Origin of the sequence: Providencia sp., from assembly GCF_052096715.1 — a bacterium.
Lineage (GTDB): Bacteria > Pseudomonadota > Gammaproteobacteria > Enterobacterales > Enterobacteriaceae > Providencia.
The window spans coordinates 1-19,640 of sequence record NZ_JBQDNB010000018.1 but is presented as its reverse complement, the minus strand read 5'-3'; the positions used below and the strand labels follow the sequence as shown (position 1 = coordinate 19,640).

Below are 19,640 nucleotides of genomic sequence, written 5' to 3'. Positions count from 1 at the left end.
GCTCATCCCGATTTGAATGTTTTAATAATTAAATTGAATCAATTGAAAATATTATGTTAATAAAACCTACCGCGATTTTAATTCATGTTCCCAATGTTGCTGAAGGGGTGGTTTGGTATCAGCAAGCCTTTCCACAAGCTAGGGCTGAGTATTTGCCTGAATTCGATTTTACCTTATTACATGTCGGAGACTTCACGATTGAAGTTGTTCAAGCTGATGAAAAAGTGAGTGAAGGTAAAAAAGGTACCGTTTTATATTGGCAAGTGAAATCGCTAGATGCTGCTCTTGAGTATTTAACATCAATTGGGGCAAAATTGTACCGTGGGCCAATGTTAATCGATGGTAACAATAGAATGTGCCAGCTTGTGGATCCATTTGGTAATTTAATCGGCCTAAAAGGCCAATAAAATCAATTAAATTCATTAAAAAAATTAAAACCAATCGCAATGATTTGCTTTATCAATTAGCAATGTAAATATAATTACGATAATAAATATAATTTGTGAGATCAGAGGAAAAAAGCGACAAAATAGGGTGATTTAAATGTCAAAATGCATTATAAAAAGTATGGTCTTTTAGGCTTTTTATGATTATTTATAGTACCTTAAGCTAAAAAATGACCTGTAATTAAGTGTTAAGGCTTGAAGTTAGTAGATGAATGTTGCTTTCTTGTGAATGAATTAACATTTTATTTAAATTCTGCTATGCTGTGAGCCCGAAGCTGGACATAATTTTAACGCCATTGAGATTATGCGAGCAAATTCCTCTGACCTGGCACCGGATGATTATTTTTCAGCATGGTGCGGACAGCCGGGTATATAAATTACAATGAAGCGAGGAGAACGTCGTGCTAGAAGAATACCGTAAGCACGTAGCCGAGCGTGCCGCACAAGGGATTGTCCCTAAGCCATTAGATGCGTCACAAGTAGCTGCACTAGTCGAGTTACTAAAAAACCCACCCAAAGGTGAAGAAGATTTCTTGTTAGATCTGCTAACCAACCGCGTCCCTCCAGGTGTTGATGAAGCAGCGTACGTAAAAGCTGGATTTTTAGCTGCAATTGCAAAAGGCGAAACTGCCTCCCCTTTAATCTCCCCTGAAAAAGCAATCGAACTACTCGGTACTATGCAGGGTGGATATAATATTCATGCATTGATTGATGCTTTGGATGATACCAAATTAGCCCCAATCGCTGCGAAAGCACTTTCCCATACCTTATTAATGTTCGATAACTTCTATGATGTAGAAGAAAAAGCGAAAGCTGGGAATGTGCATGCAAAACAAGTTATTGAATCATGGGCAAACGCTGAGTGGTTCACTCAACGTCCCGCGCTAGCAGAGAAAATAACTGTCACTGTATTTAAAGTGACAGGAGAAACCAATACTGATGATTTATCGCCTGCACCTGATGCATGGTCGCGCCCAGATATTCCTCTGCATGCATTAGCAATGCTGAAGAATGAGCGTGAAGGTATTGTGCCTGATGAGGCCGGTAATGTTGGCCCAATTAAACAGATTGAAGCATTAAATAAAAAAGGTTTCCCATTAGCTTACGTTGGTGACGTAGTGGGTACCGGTTCTTCACGTAAATCTGCAACTAACTCCGTTTTATGGTTTATGGGTGATGATATTCCATTCGTACCAAATAAACGCGGCGGTGGTGTCGTTCTCGGTAGTAAAATCGCACCAATCTTCTTTAATACTATGGAAGATGCAGGCGCGTTACCGATTGAAGTGGAAGTATCGAAACTAAATATGGGTGATGTAATTGATATCTATCCATTTAAAGGTGAAGTCCGTAACCACGAAACTGGCGAGTTACTTGAGAAATTTGAACTGAAAACGGATGTTCTAATTGATGAAGTTCGTGCAGGCGGTCGTATTCCTCTGATTATCGGTCGTGGACTAACGGCAAAAGCACGCGAGTCATTAGGTTTAGCGATTTCTGATATTTTCCGTCATGCTAAAACAGTTGCACAAAGTAATCGTGGCTATTCATTGGCTCAAAAAATGGTTGGTCGAGCTTGTGGCCATGCGGGTATTCGTCCTGGTGAATATTGTGAACCTAAGATGACGTCTGTGGGTTCTCAAGATACTACGGGTCCGATGACTCGTGATGAGCTAAAAGATTTGGCCTGTCTTGGGTTTTCTGCCGATTTAGTGATGCAGTCTTTCTGCCATACTGCTGCTTATCCAAAACCTGTTGATGTTACAACTCACCATACTTTGCCTGATTTCATTATGAATCGCGGTGGTGTTTCTCTACGTCCGGGAGATGGTATTATTCACTCTTGGTTAAACCGTATGCTGTTGCCTGACACTGTAGGTACTGGTGGCGATTCACATACTCGCTTCCCTATTGGTATCTCTTTCCCTGCAGGCTCCGGTTTAGTCGCATTTGCTGCGGCAACGGGCGTTATGCCATTAGATATGCCTGAATCGGTATTGGTCCGCTTTAAGGGCGAAATGCAACCAGGTATTACTTTACGTGACCTTGTTCATGCCATTCCATTGTATGCAATTAAAGATGGTTTACTGACTGTTGAGAAAAAAGGTAAGAAAAACATTTTCTCAGGTCGCATCTTGGAAATTGAAGGTTTACCTGAGCTCAAAGTTGAGCAAGCATTTGAATTAGCGGATGCTTCTGCTGAGCGTTCTGCTGCTGGCTGTACTATTAAGTTAGATAAAGCGCCGATTACTGAATATCTACAATCAAACATTGTTCTTTTGAAATGGATGATATCGGAAGGTTATGGCGATCGCCGTACCATAGAGCGTCGAATTAAAGGCATGGAAAGCTGGTTAGCTGACCCGCAACTGCTCGAAGGTGACGCAGATGCAGAATATGCGGCTGTGATTGAAATCGATTTGAATGATATCAAACAACCTATTTTGTGTGCGCCTAATGATCCAGATGATGCGCGCTTACTGTCTGATGTACAAAATGCGAAAATCGATGAAGTGTTTATTGGTTCTTGTATGACCAACATCGGTCACTTCCGTGCCGCTGGTAAGTTATTAGATTCACATAAAGGCCAATTACCAACACGTTTATGGGTTGCTCCTCCAACGAAGATGGATGCAGCGCAGTTAACTGAAGAAGGCTATTATAGCGTCTTTGGTAAGAGCGGAGCACGTATTGAAGTGCCTGGCTGTTCACTGTGTATGGGTAACCAAGCGCGTGTTGCCGATGGTGCAACGGTTGTTTCGACTTCAACTCGTAACTTCCCTAACCGCTTAGGCACGGGTGCGAATGTTTACCTCGCTTCTGCTGAGCTAGCTGCTGTGGCTTCTCTATTGGGTCGTCTACCGACGCCAGAAGAGTATTTACAGTATATGAATAAAGTGGATGAAACGGCGGAAGATACCTACCGTTATCTGAACTTTGATCAATTAGCTCAGTACACTGAAAAAGCAGATGCTGTTATTTTCCAAACAGCGGTTTAATTGATATTCAAGTAACTTTTTAATACTTGGTATCTAAAAGCACCTCTCCATAAAGGGGTGCTTTTTTATTTTAGACGCTATATTAAATATATTCTGATATCTCAATTAAATTTAAATCAGGATCGCGAATATAAATAGAGATAATTGCGCCTACCGCTCCAGTACGTTTAATAGGGCCTTCTATAATATCAACACCTTGTTGCAGAATGTGGGCTTGGAATTGTTCTAGGGGCCACTGGCTGATAAAACATAAATCTAATGAGCCCGGTACAGGTAAGTGTGCTTTTGGCTCAAACTCTTTACCATATTGATGAATATTAATTTTTTGTTGACCAAATTGTAATGCGTAGCGTTGTTCACCAAAGGTAATAACCTTCATATTTAAGACTCTTTGATAAAAATCTAGGCAAGAATCTACATTCATTGTAGTGAGGACTAGGTGATCTAAGCGTTCAAGCATAGTGATATTTCCAATAATTATAATTTGGTGCGTGATATTAACTTGGTGATTGTTTTTTAGTGAGACTAGTTCTGTTTTTAATCAATGATAGCGGGTTTTATCTATTGTGTAGTGAATACCTCTCAACAATATTGCTTTTCTCACGTTATAATTAATCATAACGAAGTAACGAGTAGGAGAGAGTATATGGACTACCAATTTTCGCATGATATGGCAGGAAGTGTCAGTGCAAGCTTTTCAATGGATCATGAAGCTGTTGGATATTGGCTCAATGAAGAGGTAAAAGGTGATTTAAGTTTGCTCGATACTATCGAAGAAAATTATGAGCGCTTAAAAGGAAGTGAAAAACAGTGGGAACTGATTGGTCATGAATATACTTTACTGTTAGATGATGAAGAAGTGATGATCCGTGCAAATTTATTATCATTTGAAACGGAAGGCCTAGAAGAAGGCATGAGCTATTATGATAATGAAAGTATTGCGTTTTGTGGTGTTGATGATTTCATTTTAATGCTCAAAGATTATCGAGAATTTGTAATTGAAAATAAATAAGATAACTTTTTTTCATTGATTTATTTTATGTTTTAATACATTTTCGTTATTCTTTGACTAAGATAACTCAAATGCTTACTCATTATCGCTGAGTAATGTGTTTAAAATTGAAATTTATACCCATAAAATAATTTAATTCGAAGGAACAAATATATGAATACTGATGATGTTACAGGCGCGTTGAATGATGCAACGAATTGGTTTGCGGCCAACCAAGATCTGTTAGTCCAGTATGTCGTGAATATAGTTTCAGCGCTTCTTATTTTGATCGTCGGTATGGTGATCGCAAAAGCGGTTGGGCGCGGTCTGCATCGTATAATGACGATGAAAGGTATCGACACAACTGTTAGTGATTTTCTTTCCGCTATCGTACGCTATACCATTGTCGCATTTACCTTAATTGCTGTACTCGGTAAGATTGGTGTTCAAACTGCATCTGTTATTGCAGTGATGGGTGCGGCGGGATTGGCCGTTGGTCTTGCATTACAAAATTCATTGGGTAACTTTGCTGCGGGCGTGTTATTGGTGATTTTTAGACCATTAAAAGCGGGTGAATACGTCACTATTGGTGCAGTAGAAGGGACGGTTCAAAACGTACAGATTTTCTCTACCACGTTAAAAACTGGGGATGATCGTATTATTGTTATCCCAAATGGTAAAATCATTGCTGATAATATTATTAACGTTTCTCGTGAACCGAATCGCCGTACTGACATCACTGTCGGTGTCGATTACAATTCCGATATTGATGTTGTGAAAAAAGTGTTGGGTGACATTGTTGCCGCTGATAGCCGTATTCAGCATGATAAAGGTGTAACTATTCGCTTACATGAAATGGCGCCATCTTCATTAAATTATTTAGTCCGTTTTTGGACAACCAATGGCGATGCATGGCCAGTTTATTGGGATTTAATGGAAGAATTTAAGCGTGCTTTAGATAAACATAATATTGGTATCCCATTTCCGCAAATGGATGTTCATGTCCATAAGCAAAATTCAGAAGCATCAAAGATCTCAGCAGAGTAAATTTTATTACTGCTGATTATGACTAAAAAAATTGGTGTTATCTTTGGGTAATGCCAATTTTTAATAGCTTTATGATTGTAACCTAGTTTAATCGCTTAAATTGTACCCCTTTCTCTGTTGTCTCGTTATCTTCCTAATAACTATTTCCCTTGAAATGAATAAGTATTGCTTATGAGCTATTAGATTTAATAATTTTAACTAATGGCCTTTTGTCGATAATATTCATTTCATATTAATTGAATAATTATTTGGAAATAGTGCATGTTTACGATTTATTTACAGGGTGTTTTACTCGGCGCTGCAATGATATTGCCGTTAGGCCCGCAAAATGCATTTGTTCTACAACAGGGCAGTCGAAAGCAGTTTCATTTGATGAGTGCATTACTATGCGCTTTAAGTGATACGTTATTAATTATTGCCGGCGTGTTTGGTGGCAGTGCGTTATTGAGCCAATCTGAAATTCTCATGCAGTTGATTACTTGGGCTGGTGTGGTCTTTTTGCTTTGGTATGGTTATGGTGCATTTCGTACCGCAATGAGTCCAGATGATATTATTCTTCAAGTTGAAAAGAAAAATTTGACCCGTTGGAAAGTGATTCTGACATTATTTGCAGTTACATGGTTAAATCCGCATGTTTATCTCGATACCTTTGTAGTGTTAGGAAGTGTAGGAAGTCAATTAGAAGACACATTTCGCCCATGGTTTACGGCGGGAGCATTGACGGCATCTTTTGTTTGGTTTTTTGCGCTAGCGGCTTTGGCCGCATGGTTTTCGCCGGTGTTAAATAAACCCCGTTCACAACGCATTATTAATGTATTTGTGGGAACGGTCATGTGGTTTATTGCCTTTCAACTGGCAAAGCAGGGAATAGAATATTTGTAATTTAGCCTTATTCTGAATCGCACTTTCTAGTGAATGTGGTAATGTAAAATAAGTATAAGGGAGAGTTTATGGTGAATTCTCTCTTTTTAGAGTGTAAAAATCCAATTGGGAGGTTCTGTGAAATTAAAATCTTTAGTTCTTGCTGCCATGATGGCAGGTATTGCGGTTCCTACCTTGTCCCTTGCTGATGCACTTCCATCAGGGGCTCATATTACAACATCAGGCAATGCAATTATTAAAGCGTCTCCTGATATGGCAACACTTAATATTAACGTTGAAGTGACCGAAAAAGATGCCGCCGCGGCTAAAGCTGGCGTAGATAAGCGTGTTGCTGAATATTTTGAGTTCTTAAAGAAAAATGGTATTGAAAAGAAAGATATCAATGCTGCTAATGTGCGAACTCAACCTAAATATGAATATAATAATGAAACGCAAAAATCGACTATTGTCGGTTATACCGCAGTGCGTAGCGTTGAAGTTAAAGTGAATAAATTAGATCAACTTAATACACTGCTTGATGGTGCACTTGCATCAGGGCTGAATGAAATTAGTTCGGTTCAATTTGGTGTTATTAACCCGCAGCAATATCGTGATGAAGCGCGCACTAAAGCGATGCAAAACGCAATAGAGCAAGCGAATGCGTTAGCGAAAGGGTTCAATGTGCAATTAGGACCTGTTTATAGCATTAACTATAATGCGCCAAACGCAGTGCCGTTCCCAATATCACCAAGAAATCTTAGTGCTAAAATGAATGCAGCAGGTGCTCAAGATCTCAATGTTAATGAGACCTATGAGCAAGAAAGCATTGATTTTAATGATCAAGTTGACGTTGTATTTGAACTGAAACGTTAGTTTTCAATAGCCATATCATCATCTTGTTTTAACATCTGGCGCCCGGTTTTGAGTAGGGCGTCAGTCACTTTCTTCATTGTTCTGCTTTCAGGGGCAAAACGATGCCAATACAGCATACGTCTTTGACATAAGCCTGGCGTTAAATCGACCAATTCACCATTTTTTAATTCATTCGCAATTTGTAGGTGTGGGATCATACAGCAAGTTGAACCTTGTTTGGCTAGCTGCACAAATGCCTCTGATGAATTAACAATATGGCATGGAACACTGCCTGGAGATAAACCAAAGTTTTGCTGTACGAAGGCCTGATGCATATCATCTAAATGGTCAAAAGCTACTGCCGGCGCTTTAAGTAGGGAAGCGCGAGTTACACCCTCGGGGAAATATTGCGCAGCAAAACCTGGGGAGGCCACAAAGATATAATCTAATGCGCCGAGCTTATCAACTAAGCATCCTGGCAGCGCTTGTGGTTGGATACTGATAGCGCCAACAACTTCACCACGTCTTAATCGTTCCTGAGTGCGAGTTTCATCTTCCACTTGGATATTCAATCGTACAGGGCTATTGATTAATACAGGATTCAGTGCAGGTAAAAACCAAGTTGCTAAACTATCGGCGTTGACTGCAAGTGATAAAAGTAATGGGGTTGAGCCACCGTTTTCATCTCCGAGCCATTGTTCTTCTAATAATTCAACTTGATGAAGTAGTGCTAATAGCTTTTGCCCTTGCTCCGTTGGATGCGGCGGTACTGTTCGAACAAGCAGTGGCTGCCCAAATAGGTTCTCTAACTGTTTGATCCGTTGTGAAACAGCAGATTGAGTGATACAAAGTTTTTGGGCTGCACGTTCAAAACCTCGTTCACGAATGACGGCATCCAGTGCTTGCAACGCGCGGTAATCAGGGCGCTTCATCGAGAAATCTCCTTTTGTTATTCTATTGCGCACTATGCCATAGTTTTACATATAACACCTGAAATTATTATCCACACTCGATAAAACACAAGAACTAGAGCACAAACATCACTAACAAAACTGCAACTGACAACATGTCCGGTATATACTATTGTTTGATAGAACTTAATGACGACTTAATTAAATAGCAAAAGGTACTAGCATGACTCAGGAAGAATTGAAAAAAGCGGTAGGCTGGGCAGCATTGGAATATGTCAAACCGGGCACTATTGTTGGTGTTGGTACAGGTTCAACGGCATCTCATTTCATTGATGCGTTGGCAACAATGAAAGATAAAATTGAAGGCGCAGTATCCAGTTCTGAGGCATCAACACAGAAATTAAAATCACTGGGTATTCCTGTGTTTGATTGCAATGAAGTGGATTCATTGGATGTATACGTTGATGGCGCAGATGAAGTTGACCATCATATGAATATGATCAAAGGCGGTGGCGCGGCATTGACTCGTGAGAAAATTGTTTCTGCTATCGCAAAAACGTTTGTGTGTATTGTTGATCAATCCAAATTAGTTGATGTGCTAGGTAAATTTCCATTACCTATTGAAGTGATACCGATGGCACGTAGTTATGTTGCGCGTGAACTCGTTAAAATGGGCGGAACACCTGAATATCGCCAGAACGTAATAACTGATAACGGCAATGTTATTTTAGATGTTTACAATTTAAATATTGTTAATCCTGTTGCGTTAGAAAATAAAATTAACGGTATTGCAGGGGTGGTAACAGTAGGTTTATTTGCAAATCGTGGTGCTGATGTTGTTTTAATGGGTACTTCAGAAGGCGTGAAAACTATTAAATTATAATTTCAAATTATTGAAATAAAATTATATAAATCAACTAATAATATGTAAGCCAGCTAATGAATTTATTAGTTGGCTTATTTTTTTATCGTTTGAAAATCAAACTACTAATTAGTTTTATCGATATGACCTAGTTAAAATTTATTTTAATTTTTTTTATAACAACCTATTTTGGTGAGATATGTCACAGTAATGGGCATTACTTAGGCAAAATCCTTATATTGTGTTACCCCTCCTGATTTTCTGTGGTTTAACTTCTTTTTCCTCGCACTTTTTAGAGAGTACAAGGCAAACGATTGTATTGATACTGCGCCGTTTTTTGTTATGTTGGTACACGGAAGATTCATCTGTTATAAATTTTAAGCACGATAGGGTAGGGGAAATGGTTAAGGTATCTTTGCATAAAGACAAAATTAAATTTTTACTGCTAGAAGGTGTTCATCAAAGCGCAGTTGATAATCTAAAGGCAGCAGGCTACACCAACATCGAATATCATAAAGGCGCATTGTCAGACGAAGAATTAAAAGAAGCGATCAAAGATGCGCGTTTTGTTGGTATTCGTTCTCGTACTCACTTAACAGAAGAAATTTTTGCTGCAGCTGAAAAATTAGTCGCAGTGGGTTGTTTCTGTATTGGAACAAACCAAGTTGAATTAGATGCGGCGGCTAAACGCGGTATTCCTGTTTTCAACGCACCGTTTTCAAATACACGTTCTGTAGCTGAAATGGTGTTGGGGCAATTACTGCTCTTGTTACGTCGTATTCCAGAAGCGAATATGCAAGCTCATCGCGGTATTTGGGACAAGCAAGCAAAAGGCTGTTTTGAAGCACGTGGCAAGCGCTTAGGTATTATCGGTTATGGTCATATTGGTACTCAATTGGGGATATTGGCCGAAGGTATTGGGATGGATGTCTATTTTTATGATATCGAAAACAAGTTACCTTTAGGCAATGCCACTCAAGTGCGCTCATTAACTGAGTTACTCAATATGAGTGATGTAGTTAGTTTGCATGTGCCAGAAACACAAAGCACTAAAAATATGATTGGTAAAGAGCAGTTTGATCGAATGAAGCCGGGCGCAATTTTTATTAATGCCGCTCGCGGTACGGTCGTTGATATCCCTGCTCTCGCCGCTGCTTTAGAAAGTAAACATTTATCAGGTGCCGCTGTGGATGTTTTCCCAACAGAACCTGCGACTAATAAAGATCCTAATGACCCATTCTTGTCTGAACTGATTAAGTTCGACAATGTGATTCTGACGCCACATATCGGTGGTTCAACGGAAGAAGCTCAAGAAAATATTGGATTAGAAGTTGCTAGCAAATTAGCAAAATACTCTGACAACGGCTCAACGCTTTCAGCGGTTAATTTCCCTGAAGTATCGCTGCCAGTACACACTGATGATACTAACCGTTTACTGCATATTCATGAAAACCGTCCTGGTATGATGAATAGCATAAACCAAGTGTTTACGGATAATAATATTAATGTTGTCGGACAATACTTGCGCACAACAGGTAACGTCGGCTATGTCGTCATTGATGTTCTAACTCAGAAACCGAATCAAGCTGATGATGTATTAATTAGATTAAAAGAACTGCCGGGTACTATTCGTGCACGTTTGTTGTTCTAGTATCGGTAATAGTATTAATAAATACTGATGAGTTTGAAATGAATATGGCGCTAAATTACCAGCGCCATATTTTTTGGGGTGTGATAATTTCCGGCAACGGTATATCCCAGTGTGCTACGGGAAGCGTTTCAACTTGCTGGCAATCGTGAGCAAGTCCTATGGGGATAAAACCTTTCTTTTGCCAATTCACCAGCGTTCTGTCGTAAAACCCGCCTCCCATTCCCAATCTTTGACCTTTATTATCAAAAGCAACCAACGGGATCATCATAATATCGAGCTGCTCAAGAGGTAAAACATAGCGAACATCTAAAGGGGGTTCTTCAATATTAAAACGATTTTTAACGAGAGGCGTCTCAGGGGCATATTGTAAAAAGAGTAAATTATGCGCATTGAAAGGGTGTAATACAGGAAGATAGACATTTTTCTGTTGCCGCCACAAGGCATTGATGAGCGGTCTTGTATCAATTTCACCATCAAAAGAGAGAAATAAAGCAATATTTTTTGCTTGAATGATTTCGGGTTGCTGTAGTGCATTATGCATGACTTGCTGCGCAGCAATGTGTTGCTCATCACGACTGAGTTGTTTTCGGGCGGAACGAACTGATTTTCGTATCTGTTGGCGCATGATGGAAAGTTTATCTTGCATAACAAAACCCTTCATAGGCTCAATATGAAAATATTAGTTAGAGATGATTATTATAGGATGCTTATGTATACGATGTATATTGTAATTTAAGTAGGATAAAACGGTAGGGTAAAAATAGATAATAAGATAATTTCATTAAATGAAATTGGGGATCTCCGAGATGCCGCTGTAGGCTGTAACCCTTGAACCCTTGGTTCAAGGTGAACGCAGCTTAGCTAACCTTTAGGCTTCCTGACGAATCAGGCATGCTCACCAGCGCAACAACCGCATTCTATTTAGTCGAAATATCGGCTCAGGGGACTCGCCCACTTGCAAACATCTCAGAGAAATTTGGTTTGAGTACTTATCGTGACTCAGTGATTTCATTGTACGAAACTGAATTTAAAATGCAACCCTAAAAATTTATTTATTTTTTTCTCTAGTGTATGATTAATAAGCTAATTTACTCTATAGGCAATACGACTCTCTCAGTGATTTTCACCTGATCATGTAATGCTTGCTCTATTGTCTGCTGCAACATTTTTATTTTTTCTTCCATATTATATGCATAATCGCGCGTCTTTGTCTTTTCTTGTGCTAATTCGTGACAAACGTTTAATGCAACAATAAAAATAAGCTGTTCAGTATTCGTTACACCGCTTTTATCTTTTAGATTTCTCAAGCGTTGTTCAAGCTCTTTAGCGGATTCTAACAGTGCTTCTCTTTGTTCTGTTGGGCAGTTAACTCGCATTGAGCGCCCAAAAATCTGAATATCGACAGGTTGTGCGGACATGATACCTCCATACTGAATAGATCTCGCCATAAAATAAATTATGTTTGGCGCAAAGTTATTAATTTTTGCTTCGCTTATGCTATTAGGGGCGATATTGGCGTTAACTTAATCATTATGATAGTTAAGTTAAAAAGCACTATTGATAGCTAAGATAAAAAGCATACTGGTCTAGCGGCTAGACTTGATGGTAGCATATCATGAATCAAAAGCTAACATGACGAATTCAGATGTCTATACAAAAAACTTTACCAAATTATGACGCGTTGGACAAACTGCTCCAACAGCACTCAATAGCACTTACCGCAGCCGAGATCCATGGTCTAATTACAGGGTTGATTTGCGGTGGAAGTCGCGACCAAGGCTGGCAAGCGCTAGTACATGACCTTGCTAACGACGGGTTAGCATTCCCTCAAGCAGTTGCTCAACCATTGCGTGAGCTGTTTGATACAACTTTTGAAGCACTTGATGATACCGAGTTTAATTTTGCTATGCTGTCTCCTGATGAAAATGCATCTATTTTTGATCATGCGGACGCTTTAGCGGGTTGGGTTAACCATTTTTTACTTGGTATAGGTGTTACTCAGCCAAAACTTGCTGATAAAAAAGAAATTACTGAGGTTATTACTGATTTACGAAATATTGGCATGCTTGGCTACGATGAAGATGAAGATCAGGAAGAACTCGAACAAGCACTTGAGGAAGTTATTGAATACGTTAGAGTTGCTGTTCAGTTGTGCTATATAGCATTAGTTGAGCCGAAAAATGGGCCAACTGCGGTTGAGGTTACTAAGCCTATTCTTCACTAGTCAAATCTTTATTAACCAATGTAATTTTAAAAATTACTATCATGACTTTGCTGTATTTTGTTGCGTGAATTCAGTTTGATTAAAATAATATGCAATGAAATGTGTAATTAACCTATTTAGCTCAGATAATAAGGCAAAAACGGTATGAATAAACAGGAATTTGTTTCTCGTCGTAACGCACTATTGGCTCAAATGAAGCCAGCAAGTGCCGCTGTTATTTTTTCTGCGCCACCAGCACAGCGTAATGCTGACTGTGAATACCCATATCGTCAGAATAGTGATTTTCTTTATCTGACTGGATTTAGTGAACCAGAAGCTGTATTAGTGTTAATTAAAAGTGATGAAAAACATAGTCATACTGTTATTTTTAACCGTATTCGTGATTTAACTGCTGAAATTTGGTTTGGTCGTCGTCTTGGTCAAGAAGCCGCTCCTGAGGCATTAGGTATCAATAAAGCACTTCCTTTTGACGAAATAGAGGATCAGCTTTATCAACTGCTTAATGGACTTGATGTGATTTATCATGCGCAAGGTGAATTTCCTTATGCGGATAAATTAGTCTTTGATGCATTGGATATTTTACGTCGTGGTAGTCGTCGTAATCTACGCGCCCCACAAACAATCATTGATTGGCGTCCTATTGTTCATGAGATGCGACTGTTTAAATCAGATGCTGAGATTACCGCTATGCGAAAAGCGGGAGAAATTTCAGCACTCGCGCATATCCGAGCAATGAAAACTTGCCAGCCGAATATGTATGAATACCAGCTATGTGGTGAAGTTGAGTATGAATTTACACGTCACGGTGCACGCTTCCCTTCTTATAACTCGATTGTCGGTAGTGGTGAAAATGCTTGTATTTTGCATTACACCGAGAATGAGAGCCAAATGAAAGATGGCGAATTGGTATTAATTGATGCAGGTGCCGAATTTGAAGGCTACGCGGGTGATATCACTCGAACTTTTCCTGTAAATGGTAAGTTTAGTCCTGCTCAACGTGAGATTTATGACATTGTATTAAAGTCATTAAATACCGCATTAGAGTTATACCGTCCCGGAACAAGTATTCATGAAGTGACCCGCCAAATTCTACGAATTAAAGTTGAAGGGCTTGTTGCATTAGGAATTTTGCAAGGAGATATCGATCAGTTGATCGAAGACAAAGCATATCATCCATTCTTTATGCATGGTTTAAGTCATTGGTTGGGATTAGATGTGCATGATGTCGGAGCCTATGGTATAGAACGAGACCGAATTTTAGAAGTCGGAATGGTTTTAACTATAGAACCAGGGCTTTATATCGCACCGGATGCGGATGTGCCGCAACAATATCGTGGTATTGGTATTCGTATTGAAGATGACATTGTGATCACAGAAAACGGCAATGAAAACCTGACGGCTCTAGTGGTTAAAGATGCCGACGAAATTGAATCACTGATGGCTGAAGCGAAAAAGGCTTAGTAAGTCAATCGTGAAATGCCATCTCAAAAGGTAATAGATAGCGCATGAATGTGATTATTGTTGGTGGTGGAATGGCGGGAGCGACACTAGCTTTAGCCATATCATCACTTAGCCAAGGAAAATTATCGGTTTCGCTCATTGAAGCGGCTTTGCCGGAAGGAAAACATCCGGGTTTTGATGCACGGGCAATCGCATTGGCACAGGGTACTTGCCAATATTTGTCTTCTATCAATATTTGGCCTGCGTTCGCCGATTGTGTCACGCCGATTAATCACGTTCATGTCTCTGACCGAGGCCATGCAGGTTTCGTTAACATTGATACCAGTGATTATAATATTCCTGAATTAGGTAATGTTATCGAGCTACATAATGCAGGTAGTCGTTTGTTCTCATTACTGCGTAAGGCGCCGGGTGTGAGCCTGCATTGTCCAGCTAAAGTGGTAAATGTTCATCGCTTTCAAGAAGGTGTCACTGTTACATTAGATAATGGTGAACTCATCACGGGTGACTTGTTGGTTGCCGCTGATGGTAGCCATTCAGCAATCGGTCAAGCCTGTAATATGCAATGGCAGCAAGATGATTATGGTCAAGTAGCTATTATTGCCAATGTAAAAACAGCAATTGATCCGAAAGGCCAAGCTTTTGAGCGTTTTACCGAGTTCGGACCATTAGCTTTATTGCCAATGTCTCAAGGTCGTAGTTCATTAGTTTGGTGTCATCAACAAGAACACGTAGATGTTATTAATCAATGGAATGATGAGACTTTTATTCAAAAATTACAGCAGGCGTTTGGTTGGCGATTAGGCCAAATCTTACTTACTGGTAAACGTAATTGTTACCCCTTAGTCTTAAGGAAAGCATTGAATCCAGTCAGTCACCGTGTGGTGCTGGTGGGTAATGCGGCTCAAACCTTACACCCTATCGCTGGACAAGGTTTTAATCTTGGTATCCGCGATGTGATGCAATTAGCTGAGATTGTGGTTAATGCTCATGCTAACAAACAAGATATTGGTAGTTACTCATTATTGAGTCAGTATCAGCAAGCTCGTGCAATTGATAGAGATAAAACGGTCACCATGACGGATGGTTTGGTTCGCCTATTTGCTAACCGTTGTTTACCGCTAGTTGTCAGCCGAAATTTGGGCTTAATGGCAATGGAAATATTGCCACCAGTACGTGATATTTTAGCTCGCCAGACATTGGGTTGGGTTGCGCACCAATAACCACGAAACAAAGAGGAATAAAAAAATATGCAATCGTTTGATGTGGTTATCGCCGGTGGTGGTATGGTGGGACTTGCACTTGCTTGTGGCCTTGAAGGTAGTGGTTTGCGCGTTGCAGTGATTGAAAATTACCCCCCTAAAATGCCATTTTCAGTCAGTGAACCTTATTCATTGAGAGTCTCTGCAATTAATGCGGCGAGTGAAAAACTATTAACCCATTTAGGTGTTTGGTCTGCTATCAAGTCTATGCGAGCGTCTGCCTATAATGGAATGGAAGTGTGGGATAACGCTAGTTTCGGGCGCATTTCTTTTTCAGCAAAAGAGCGAAATCTTACTCATTTAGGCCATATTATTGAAAATAATGTGGTACGAGATGCCTTATGGCAAAAGGCTTCTGAGCTACGCGATGTCACTTTATTGTCGCCTGCCACCATTAAAAAGGTGGTATGGGGTGAAAATGATGTGTTTGTCACTCTTGATGATGAGAACATGCTAACGGCTCGCTTGATTGTGGGTGCTGATGGGGCTAATTCATGGTTACGAAATCATGCAGATATCCCATTAACTTTTTGGGATTATGAACATACAGCCTTGGTGGCTACCATTAGGACTGAATTTCCGCATGATGGTATTGCTCGTCAGGCATTTAATGGCGAAGGTATTTTAGCTTTCTTACCATTAAGCGATCCGCACCTTTGTTCTATTGTTTGGTCTCAGCCCGCAACTGAAGCTGCAAGGCGTCAAGCACTTGATAAAGCCAGTTTTGAAAAAGAATTAGCGGTAGCATTGGATATGAGCTTAGGCTTATGCCAACTTGAAAGTGATAGACTCACGATTGCGCTGACAGGTCGCTATGCACGGCAATTCGCAGCGCAACGTCTGGCTTTACTGGGCGATGCAGCTCACACCATTCATCCATTAGCAGGTCAAGGCGTCAATCTTGGCTTCATGGATGTGGCAATGTTGCTAGGCGAAATCAAAAGGTTACATCGTGAAGGTAAAGATTTTGGTCAATACCTTTATCTACGTGATTTTGAACGCAGTCGCAAGCACAGCGCAGCAGTGATGCTCGCGGGTATGCAGGGGTTCCGTGAATTGTTTGAAGGTAATAATCCAGCTAAGAAATTATTACGTGATATTGGATTAGTGCTTGCAGATAGTTTACCGGGCGTTAAACCTCAGCTATTGAACCATGCTATGGGGCTTTTGGATATGCCTAAATGGCTAGAGCAGCTACAAGTGGAAGTGACTAATTAATACACTATCTTTTGCTAAAGGGCTGCAAATGCAGCCCTTTATATTGTTAAGTGTGTTTATCTTGTTACTTTAGGGCTTCCATATATTTTATTAACCACACTGGAGATCACTACAGTTATAGGTTAAATCAGGCAGTTTCGCTTTTTTACCTTCAATCAGCTTTTCAAGAGCTACCCAATCACCATGGACTTGACCACTATGATGTGGGGTGAGTTCTTTTTTCATAGAAAAATTAGGGTCATTTATTAGTGATTTTAATTTATTATCACACTGTTGATAGTGAACTAAGGCTCGAATGTAAGCATCACGGTCAGTGTCAGTATAACCGTCGGACATCCTCCCATAAACGTCATCTGTGCCATTATTTTCTATGGTAAAATAAGTGTCTCTCATCCATTCGATATTATTAGCTAGTTCTTTGGATTTAACTTTTATTTTATCAATTAATGATTCTGATTTTGATTTTGAATCTGTAGTTTTTAAATTATCAATTAATAGCAGCATTGGTTTTTCTTGTATTTCTGTAGGGATGTGATTCGCACTTAGTTCTACTACATACGAGTTTTGATGGAGTGAACTGCGTTGCTTTTGAGTTTCTATGTTTTGAGGATTGTTGTGTCTTGCTACATAAGAATTTGAACTTGTACTGATAGAATACATATTAACTTCCTATTGTTTAATATACCGATTAGGTATTTATCCTTAGTTAATTATGCTGATTTTTTTGTTTTTAAATATCATATTTCGATGGATTAAACCGTCATCTTTATTCCTTTCTTTTTAAAATCTTAATTTCCTCAAGCTCATTGGCATCTAAAAAATAAATTTCATTTATAACTGAGAAAAACTAATTACATGCACTTTTCGCATTAGTTTTACTTATATTGTAGGTTTGAATTTTATTAGGCATTTTATTAGTGATCAGTAGCTACTGATGAATTTTTAGTCTGTTCTACCTCTGATGTACGGCTTTTGAGTGATCATTCTCAATTTTTTAACAAAAAGCACTGGTAAAGTCAGAGCGTAATTAGTAATACAGAAGAATAGTTGCCCTATTTTTTTTTATAGAATCGAACCATAAACAATGGTAGGTTTTTAACAATATTATCGTTTGCGTCAGGTGAAAAGTACCAACAGACTTATTACCAATGGGTATTTTTAATCACGCAATCACCCTATGGCATAATTTTGCCATATCAATGATGCAAAGAGGGGATTCATGGTAAAGCAAACAACACTATATGAAGAACATATAGCCTGTGGTGCAAAGATGGTGGATTTTCATGGATGGATGATGCCACTGCATTATGGTTCGCAAATCAATGAACATAATTTCGTGAGAACCGATGCAGGGATGTTTGATGTTTCCCATATGACAATTGTTGATTTTCATGGGGAAGGTTGTCGTGATTTTCTTCGTTATCTACTCGCCAATGATATCGCAAAATTAACAGATAAAGGTAAAGCCCTGTATACAGGGATGCTTAATGCATCTGGTGGTGTTATTGATGACTTAATTGTTTATTACCTCGAAGATGATTTTTATCGTTTAGTGGTTAACTCGGCAACTCGCGATAAAGATATAGCTTGGATGGAACAACACGCCAAAGGCTATGCTGTCGATATTCAAGTTCGTGATGACCTGGCGTTACTTGCCGTGCAAGGCCCACAAGCGACACAAAAAGTACATTCACTGCTAAGTGATGAACAATGTTTGGCTATCAAAGATATGAAGCCATTCTATGGTGTCCAAACGGGAGATTTGTTTATTGCGACTACAGGTTACACGGGTGAAAAAGGTTATGAAATTGCAATGCCAAAAACGCAGGTGGTTGATTTTTGGCACAAGTTACTAAAAGCGGGTGTTCATCCAGCCGGACTTGGTGCGAGGGATACTTTGCGCCTAGAAGCGGGCATGAATCTCTATGGACAAGATATGGATGAGACTATCTCTCCTCTTGCCGCTAATATGGGGTGGACGATTGCTTGGAAGCCCGAAGATCGTCAATTTATTGGGCGCGAAGCGTTAGAAAAACTGCGTGAGCAAGGAACCGAAAAACTCGTCGGTATTGTGATGCGCGATAAAGGTATACTGCGTGCTGAGCAAGTTATTCGTTTTACTGATGAGTTAGGGAAACTACAAGAAGGGGTCATTACAAGTGGTTCATTCTCGCCAACCTTAGGTTTCAGTATTGCACTAGCTCGAGTACCTAATAGCATACAAGACAAAGCAATCGTTGAAATTCGCCATCGCGAAATGCCAGTGGAAGTCGTAAAACCCGGTTTTGTTCGTGAAGGTCAACGTTTGGTTTAATTTCGATTTAATTATATTAATAAATATTCAAAATAATAGAGAGGCTAATGATGAGTAATACACCAGCAGAATTAAAATATACCCGTGAACATGAATGGGTGCGTGACGAAGGTAATGGCGAATATACTGTGGGTATTACAGAGCATGCACAAGAAACATTAGGTGATATGGTTTTTGTTGATTTGCCTGACGTCGGTAACGTGGTAGATGCGGGTGATGATTGCGCGGTTGTTGAATCAGTGAAAGCGGCATCAGATATTTATGCACCGTTAAGTGGTGAAATTATTGCAGTAAATGAAGATCTTAATGATTCACCAGAACTGGTAAACGAACAGCCATATCAAGATGGTTGGATTTTCCGCATTAAGATTTCGGATGAAGCGGAGCTGGCGGATTTGATTGATGCTGATGCTTATATTGCGTTGATTACTGAAGAAGACTAAATATTCGTTATATTGCGAGCTGCAGCGTTGTTGGCTGCGTTCACTAACCCTAGTCACATACTTATGTATGCTCCTAGGGCTTAGCTTCACATATCCGT

General features: G+C 39.6%; 19 protein-coding genes and 1 other RNA gene. 14 read left to right on the top strand and 6 right to left on the bottom strand.

Annotated features, from left to right (window positions below):
* Nucleotides 1-53 precede the first annotated feature (53 nt).
* Nucleotides 54-407: a glyoxalase/bleomycin resistance/dioxygenase family protein gene (locus ACTH6U_RS14025; protein WP_434719351.1), complete on the top strand. Its 354-nt coding sequence runs from the start codon at nt 54-56 to the stop codon at nt 405-407.
* A 440-nt stretch (nt 408-847) separates the two neighbouring features.
* The gene (gene acnB, locus ACTH6U_RS14020) at nt 848-3,445 is read left to right on the top strand and encodes a bifunctional aconitate hydratase 2/2-methylisocitrate dehydratase (protein ID WP_434719350.1); all 2,598 of its coding nucleotides are present in this window, start codon (nt 848-850) and stop codon (nt 3,443-3,445) included.
* Nucleotides 3,446-3,527: 82 nt separating this feature from the next.
* Here acnB and ACTH6U_RS14015 read toward each other — a convergent pair whose 3' ends face one another.
* Entirely contained in the window at nt 3,528-3,905 is a 378-nt protein-coding gene (locus tag ACTH6U_RS14015) for a VOC family protein (protein WP_294102771.1), read from the bottom strand.
* 186 nt (nt 3,906-4,091) lie between these two features.
* Between ACTH6U_RS14015 and ACTH6U_RS14010 the strand changes: the two genes are divergently transcribed.
* The 4 genes from ACTH6U_RS14010 (at nt 4,092) to ACTH6U_RS13995 (ending at nt 7,217) form a co-directional block, all read left to right on the top strand.
* The gene (locus tag ACTH6U_RS14010; protein ID WP_294102774.1) at nt 4,092-4,457 is read left to right on the top strand and encodes a YacL family protein; all 366 of its coding nucleotides are present in this window, start codon (nt 4,092-4,094) and stop codon (nt 4,455-4,457) included.
* Between the two features lie 153 nt (nt 4,458-4,610).
* Nucleotides 4,611-5,483 (top strand): small-conductance mechanosensitive channel MscS, encoded by an 873-nt coding sequence (mscS, locus tag ACTH6U_RS14005; protein WP_441832457.1) that lies wholly within the window; start codon nt 4,611-4,613, stop codon nt 5,481-5,483.
* Between the two features lie 261 nt (nt 5,484-5,744).
* On the top strand, nt 5,745-6,365 hold the full coding sequence (gene argO / locus ACTH6U_RS14000) for an arginine exporter ArgO (RefSeq protein ID WP_294102784.1): 621 nt from the start codon (nt 5,745-5,747) through the stop codon (nt 6,363-6,365).
* A gap of 117 nt (nt 6,366-6,482) precedes the next feature.
* Nucleotides 6,483-7,217, top strand: a complete 735-nt coding sequence (locus ACTH6U_RS13995) for an oxidative stress defense protein (protein WP_294102787.1) — start codon at nt 6,483-6,485, stop codon at nt 7,215-7,217.
* Here ACTH6U_RS13995 and ACTH6U_RS13990 read toward each other — a convergent pair.
* Nucleotides 7,214-8,128: a LysR family transcriptional regulator ArgP gene (locus tag ACTH6U_RS13990; RefSeq protein WP_294102789.1), complete on the bottom strand. Its 915-nt coding sequence runs from the start codon at nt 8,126-8,128 to the stop codon at nt 7,214-7,216. The two genes, ACTH6U_RS13995 and ACTH6U_RS13990, sit on opposite strands and share 4 nt — an antisense overlap.
* A 202-nt stretch (nt 8,129-8,330) precedes the next feature.
* Between ACTH6U_RS13990 and rpiA the strand changes: the two genes are divergently transcribed.
* Nucleotides 8,331-8,990, top strand: a complete 660-nt coding sequence (rpiA, locus tag ACTH6U_RS13985; protein ID WP_294102792.1) for a ribose-5-phosphate isomerase RpiA — start codon at nt 8,331-8,333, stop codon at nt 8,988-8,990.
* Nucleotides 8,991-9,369: 379 nt separating this feature from the next.
* On the top strand, nt 9,370-10,620 hold the full coding sequence (serA, locus tag ACTH6U_RS13980; RefSeq protein WP_294102795.1) for a phosphoglycerate dehydrogenase: 1,251 nt from the start codon (nt 9,370-9,372) through the stop codon (nt 10,618-10,620).
* Nucleotides 10,621-10,675: 55 nt separating this feature from the next.
* On the opposite strand, the gene ACTH6U_RS13975 is transcribed toward serA, so the two are convergent.
* The 3 genes from ACTH6U_RS13975 to zapA all read right to left on the bottom strand — a co-directional run bounded on the left by ACTH6U_RS13975 (nt 10,676) and on the right by zapA (nt 12,038).
* Nucleotides 10,676-11,266 carry a 5-formyltetrahydrofolate cyclo-ligase gene (locus ACTH6U_RS13975; RefSeq protein WP_441832456.1) on the bottom strand — a complete coding sequence of 197 codons (591 nt, stop codon included), beginning with the start codon at nt 11,264-11,266 and terminating at the stop codon, nt 10,676-10,678.
* Nucleotides 11,267-11,414: 148 nt separating this feature from the next.
* Nucleotides 11,415-11,596: non-coding RNA, 6S RNA (ssrS, locus tag ACTH6U_RS13970), on the bottom strand.
* 112 nt (nt 11,597-11,708) lie between these two features.
* Entirely contained in the window at nt 11,709-12,038 is a 330-nt protein-coding gene (gene zapA / locus ACTH6U_RS13965; protein WP_294102801.1) for a cell division protein ZapA, read from the bottom strand.
* A 227-nt stretch (nt 12,039-12,265) separates the two neighbouring features.
* On the opposite strand from zapA, the gene ACTH6U_RS13960 reads away from it, so the two are divergent.
* From ACTH6U_RS13960 to ubiI, 4 genes are all read left to right on the top strand, one after another.
* Nucleotides 12,266-12,844, top strand: coding sequence for a YecA/YgfB family protein (locus ACTH6U_RS13960; RefSeq protein ID WP_294102804.1), 579 nt, complete (start codon nt 12,266-12,268; stop codon nt 12,842-12,844).
* Between the two features lie 144 nt (nt 12,845-12,988).
* Entirely contained in the window at nt 12,989-14,305 is a 1,317-nt protein-coding gene (gene pepP / locus ACTH6U_RS13955; protein ID WP_294102807.1) for a Xaa-Pro aminopeptidase, read from the top strand.
* A gap of 44 nt (nt 14,306-14,349) precedes the next feature.
* Nucleotides 14,350-15,528: a 2-octaprenyl-6-methoxyphenyl hydroxylase gene (gene ubiH, locus ACTH6U_RS13950; protein WP_441832455.1), complete on the top strand. Its 1,179-nt coding sequence runs from the start codon at nt 14,350-14,352 to the stop codon at nt 15,526-15,528.
* A gap of 27 nt (nt 15,529-15,555) precedes the next feature.
* Nucleotides 15,556-16,785: an FAD-dependent 2-octaprenylphenol hydroxylase gene (gene ubiI, locus ACTH6U_RS13945; RefSeq protein ID WP_294102815.1), complete on the top strand. Its 1,230-nt coding sequence runs from the start codon at nt 15,556-15,558 to the stop codon at nt 16,783-16,785.
* A 90-nt stretch (nt 16,786-16,875) separates the two neighbouring features.
* On the opposite strand, the gene ACTH6U_RS13940 is transcribed toward ubiI, so the two are convergent.
* Entirely contained in the window at nt 16,876-17,445 is a 570-nt protein-coding gene (locus ACTH6U_RS13940) for an NleF caspase inhibitor (protein WP_294102817.1), read from the bottom strand.
* 559 nt (nt 17,446-18,004) lie between these two features.
* On the opposite strand from ACTH6U_RS13940, the gene gcvT reads away from it, so the two are divergent.
* Both gcvT and gcvH read left to right on the top strand, forming a co-directional pair.
* Nucleotides 18,005-19,099, top strand: a complete 1,095-nt coding sequence (gene gcvT / locus ACTH6U_RS13935; protein ID WP_441829355.1) for a glycine cleavage system aminomethyltransferase GcvT — start codon at nt 18,005-18,007, stop codon at nt 19,097-19,099.
* Nucleotides 19,100-19,149: 50 nt separating this feature from the next.
* A complete protein-coding gene (gene gcvH / locus ACTH6U_RS13930; protein WP_294102823.1) occupies nt 19,150-19,542 on the top strand; it encodes a glycine cleavage system protein GcvH in 393 nt (130 codons plus the stop codon).
* The last annotated feature ends 98 nt before the right edge of the window (nt 19,543-19,640 follow it).

Bases quoted from the DNA above. Each gene is read 5' to 3' on its own strand.
- argO (WP_294102784.1), top strand. From the start codon at position 5,745: ATGTTTACGATTTATTTACAGGGTGTTTTACTCGGCGCTGCAATGATA.
- ACTH6U_RS14010 (WP_294102774.1), top strand. From the start codon at position 4,092: ATGGACTACCAATTTTCGCATGATATGGCAGGAAGTGTCAGTGCAAGC.
- ACTH6U_RS13940 (WP_294102817.1), bottom strand. From the start codon at position 17,445: ATGTATTCTATCAGTACAAGTTCAAATTCTTATGTAGCAAGACACAAC.
- ubiI (WP_294102815.1), top strand. From the start codon at position 15,556: ATGCAATCGTTTGATGTGGTTATCGCCGGTGGTGGTATGGTGGGACTT.
- ACTH6U_RS14015 (WP_294102771.1), bottom strand. From the start codon at position 3,905: ATGCTTGAACGCTTAGATCACCTAGTCCTCACTACAATGAATGTAGAT.
- ubiH (WP_441832455.1), top strand. From the start codon at position 14,350: ATGAATGTGATTATTGTTGGTGGTGGAATGGCGGGAGCGACACTAGCT.
- pepP (WP_294102807.1), top strand. From the start codon at position 12,989: ATGAATAAACAGGAATTTGTTTCTCGTCGTAACGCACTATTGGCTCAA.
- ACTH6U_RS13990 (WP_294102789.1), bottom strand. From the start codon at position 8,128: ATGAAGCGCCCTGATTACCGCGCGTTGCAAGCACTGGATGCCGTCATT.
- ACTH6U_RS13960 (WP_294102804.1), top strand. From the start codon at position 12,266: ATGTCTATACAAAAAACTTTACCAAATTATGACGCGTTGGACAAACTG.
- ACTH6U_RS14025 (WP_434719351.1), top strand. From the start codon at position 54: ATGTTAATAAAACCTACCGCGATTTTAATTCATGTTCCCAATGTTGCT.
- serA (WP_294102795.1), top strand. From the start codon at position 9,370: ATGGTTAAGGTATCTTTGCATAAAGACAAAATTAAATTTTTACTGCTA.
- gcvH (WP_294102823.1), top strand. From the start codon at position 19,150: ATGAGTAATACACCAGCAGAATTAAAATATACCCGTGAACATGAATGG.
- zapA (WP_294102801.1), bottom strand. From the start codon at position 12,038: ATGTCCGCACAACCTGTCGATATTCAGATTTTTGGGCGCTCAATGCGA.
- mscS (WP_441832457.1), top strand. From the start codon at position 4,611: ATGAATACTGATGATGTTACAGGCGCGTTGAATGATGCAACGAATTGG.
- ACTH6U_RS13975 (WP_441832456.1), bottom strand. From the start codon at position 11,266: ATGCAAGATAAACTTTCCATCATGCGCCAACAGATACGAAAATCAGTT.
- rpiA (WP_294102792.1), top strand. From the start codon at position 8,331: ATGACTCAGGAAGAATTGAAAAAAGCGGTAGGCTGGGCAGCATTGGAA.
- gcvT (WP_441829355.1), top strand. From the start codon at position 18,005: ATGGTAAAGCAAACAACACTATATGAAGAACATATAGCCTGTGGTGCA.